Here is a 3202-nt window from a genome sequence, read left to right on the forward strand (position 1 = left end):
GCTCTTTAACAATCTGGAACAAGCTGAAAAATTGAAACATTCAGTGACACGGCTTTCTGAGTGAAAGCGGTCATTGAAGAGTCTCTCAACAACCCCAGTCCGAAGACCCCTTCGGGTTGTGAGGTTAAGCGACTAAGCGTACACGGTGGATGCCTAGGCAGTCAGAGGCGATGAAGGACGTGCTAATCTGCGATAAGCGCCGGTAAGGTGATATGAACCGTTATAGCCGGCGATGTCCGAATGGGGAAACCCAGTGCAATCCGTTGCACTATCGTTTGATGAATTCATAGTCAAACGAGGCGAACCGGGGGAACTGAAACATCTCAGTACCCCGAGGAAAAGAAATCAACCGAGATTCCCCCAGTAGCGGCGAGCGAACGGGGAGGAGCCCAGAACCAGCAACAGCTTGTGTGTCAGTGGAAGCGTCTGGAAAGGCGCACAGTAAAGGGTGACAGTCCCGTACACGAAGATGCATAAGGTGGGAGTTCGATGAGTAGGGCGGGACACGTGGTATCCTGTCTGAACATGGGGGGACCATCCTCCAAGGCTAAATACTCCTGACTGACCGATAGTGAACCAGTACCGTGAGGGAAAGGCGAAAAGAACCCCGGCGAGGGGAGTGAAAGAGAACCTGAAACCGTGTACGTACAAGCAGTGGGAGCACCCTTTGGGGTGTGACTGCGTACCTTTTGTATAATGGGTCAGCGACTTATATTCTGTAGCAAGGTTAACCGTATAGGGGAGCCGCAGGGAAACCGAGTCTTAACGGGGCGTTAAGTTGCAGGGTATAGACCCGAAACCCGGTGATCTAGCCATGGGCAGGTTGAAGGTTGGGTAACACTAACTGGAGGACCGAACCGACTAATGTTGAAAAATTAGCGGATGACTTGTGGCTGGGGGTGAAAGGCCAATCAAACCGGGAGATAGCTGGTTCTCCCCGAAAGCTATTTAGGTAGCGCCTCGTGAACTCATCTTCGGGGGTAGAGCACTGTTTCGGCTAGGGGGTCATCCCGACTTACCAACCCGATGCAAACTGCGAATACCGAAGAATGTTATCACGGGAGACACACGGCGGGTGCTAACGTCCGTCGTGAAGAGGGAAACAACCCAGACCGCCAGCTAAGGTCCCCAAGTTCTGGTTAAGTGGGAAACGAAGTGGGAAGGCTCAGACAGCCAGGATGTTGGCTTAGAAGCAGCCATCATTTAAAGAAAGCGTAATAGCTCACTGGTCGAGTCGGCCTGCGCGGAAGATGTAACGGGGCTAAACCAGGCACCGAAGCTGCGGCAGCGACACGAATGTGTTGCTGGGTAGGGGAGCGTTCTGTAAGCCGTTGAAGGTGAACTGTGAGGTTGGCTGGAGGTATCAGAAGTGCGAATGCTGACATAAGTAACGATAATGCGGGTGAAAAACCCGCACGCCGGAAGACCAAGGGTTCCTGTCCAACGTTAATCGGGGCAGGGTGAGTCGACCCCTAAGGCGAGGCTGAAAAGCGTAGTCGATGGGCAACAGGTTAATATTCCTGTACTTGGTGTTACTGCGAAGGGGGGACGGAGAAGGCTATGTCATCCGGGCGACGGTCGTCCCGGTTTAAGCGTGTAGGTGGGGGTTCCTGGTAAATCCGGAGCCCTGATAACACTGAGGCGTGATGACGAGGCACTGCGGTGCTGAAGTGACAGATGCCCGGCTTCCAGGAAAAGCCTCTAAGCATCAGGTAACATGAAATCGTACCCCAAACCGACACAGGTGGTCAGGTAGAGAATACTCAGGCGCTTGAGAGAACTCGGGTGAAGGAACTAGGCAAAATGGTGCCGTAACTTCGGGAGAAGGCACGCTGGCGTCAGGTGAAGAAACTTGCTTTCGGAGCCGAGGCCAGTCGCAGAGACCAGCTGGCTGCAACTGTTTAATAAAAACACAGCACTGTGCAAACACGAAAGTGGACGTATACGGTGTGACGCCTGCCCGGTGCTGGAAGGTTAATTGATGGGGTTATCCTTAGGGAGAAGCTCTTGATCGAAGCCCCAGTAAACGGCGGCCGTAACTATAACGGTCCTAAGGTAGCGAAATTCCTTGTCGGGTAAGTTCCGACCTGCACGAATGGCGTAATGATGGCCAGGCTGTCTCCACCCGAGACTCAGTGAAATTGAACTCGCTGTGAAGATGCAGTGTACCCGCGGCAAGACGGAAAGACCCCGTGAACCTTTACTATAGCTTGACACTGAACCTTGAGCCTTGATGTGTAGGATAGGTGGGAGGCCTGGAAGTGTGGACGCCAGTCTGCATGGAGCCATCCTTGAAATACCACCCTTGAATGTTTGATGTTCTAACGTAAGCCCGTTATCCGGGTTGCGGACAGTGTCTGGTGGGTAGTTTGACTGGGGCGGTCTCCTCCCAAAGCGTAACGGAGGAGCACGAAGGTCAGCTAATCACGGTCGGACATCGTGAGGTTAGTGCAAAGGCATAAGCTGGCTTGACTGCGAGCGTGACGGCGCGAGCAGGTACGAAAGTAGGTCTTAGTGATCCGGTGGTTCTGCATGGAAGGGCCATCGCTCAACGGATAAAAGGTACTCCGGGGATAACAGGCTGATACCGCCCAAGAGTTCATATCGACGGCGGTGTTTGGCACCTCGATGTCGGCTCATCACATCCTGGGGCTGAAGTAGGTCCCAAGGGTATGGCTGTTCGCCATTTAAAGTGGTACGCGAGCTGGGTTTAGAACGTCGTGAGACAGTTCGGTCCCTATCTGCCGTGGGCGCTGGAAGATTGAAAGGGGCTGCTCCTAGTACGAGAGGACCGGAGTGGACGCACCACTGGTGTTCGGGTTGTCATGCCAATGGCACTGCCCGGTAGCTAAGTGCGGAAGAGATAACCGCTGAAAGCATCTAAGCGGGAAACTTGCCTTGAGATGAGTCTTCCCTTATCCCCAGAGGATACTGAAGGAGCGTTCGAGACGAGGACGTGGATAGGCTGGGTGTGTAAGCGTGGCGAGACGTTGAGCTAACCAGTACTAATGTACCGTGCGGCTTAACCTGACAACACCGAAGGGGTTTTGGGGGCGTTGGAGAGAAAGACGAAAAGTTTCAGAGACGGGAGTGGCCTGGGCCAGTCCGGCAGCTTGTTCGGGATTGAAAACAGGATTTGTCTGGCGGCAATAGCGCGGTGGTCCCACCTGACCCCATGCCGAACTCAGCAGTGAAACGCCGT

1 rRNA gene is annotated in these 3202 nt (G+C 53.8%); it reads left to right on the plus strand.

The features are described 5' to 3' along the window. Positions 1–122: 122 nt before the first annotated feature. Positions 123–3030: ribosomal RNA gene (locus tag Xind_RS24720) — 23S ribosomal RNA — on the plus strand. Positions 3031–3202 lie beyond the last annotated feature (172 nt).

The organism is Xenorhabdus indica, assembly GCF_014467235.1.
Taxonomy (GTDB): Bacteria; Pseudomonadota; Gammaproteobacteria; order Enterobacterales; family Enterobacteriaceae; genus Xenorhabdus; species Xenorhabdus indica.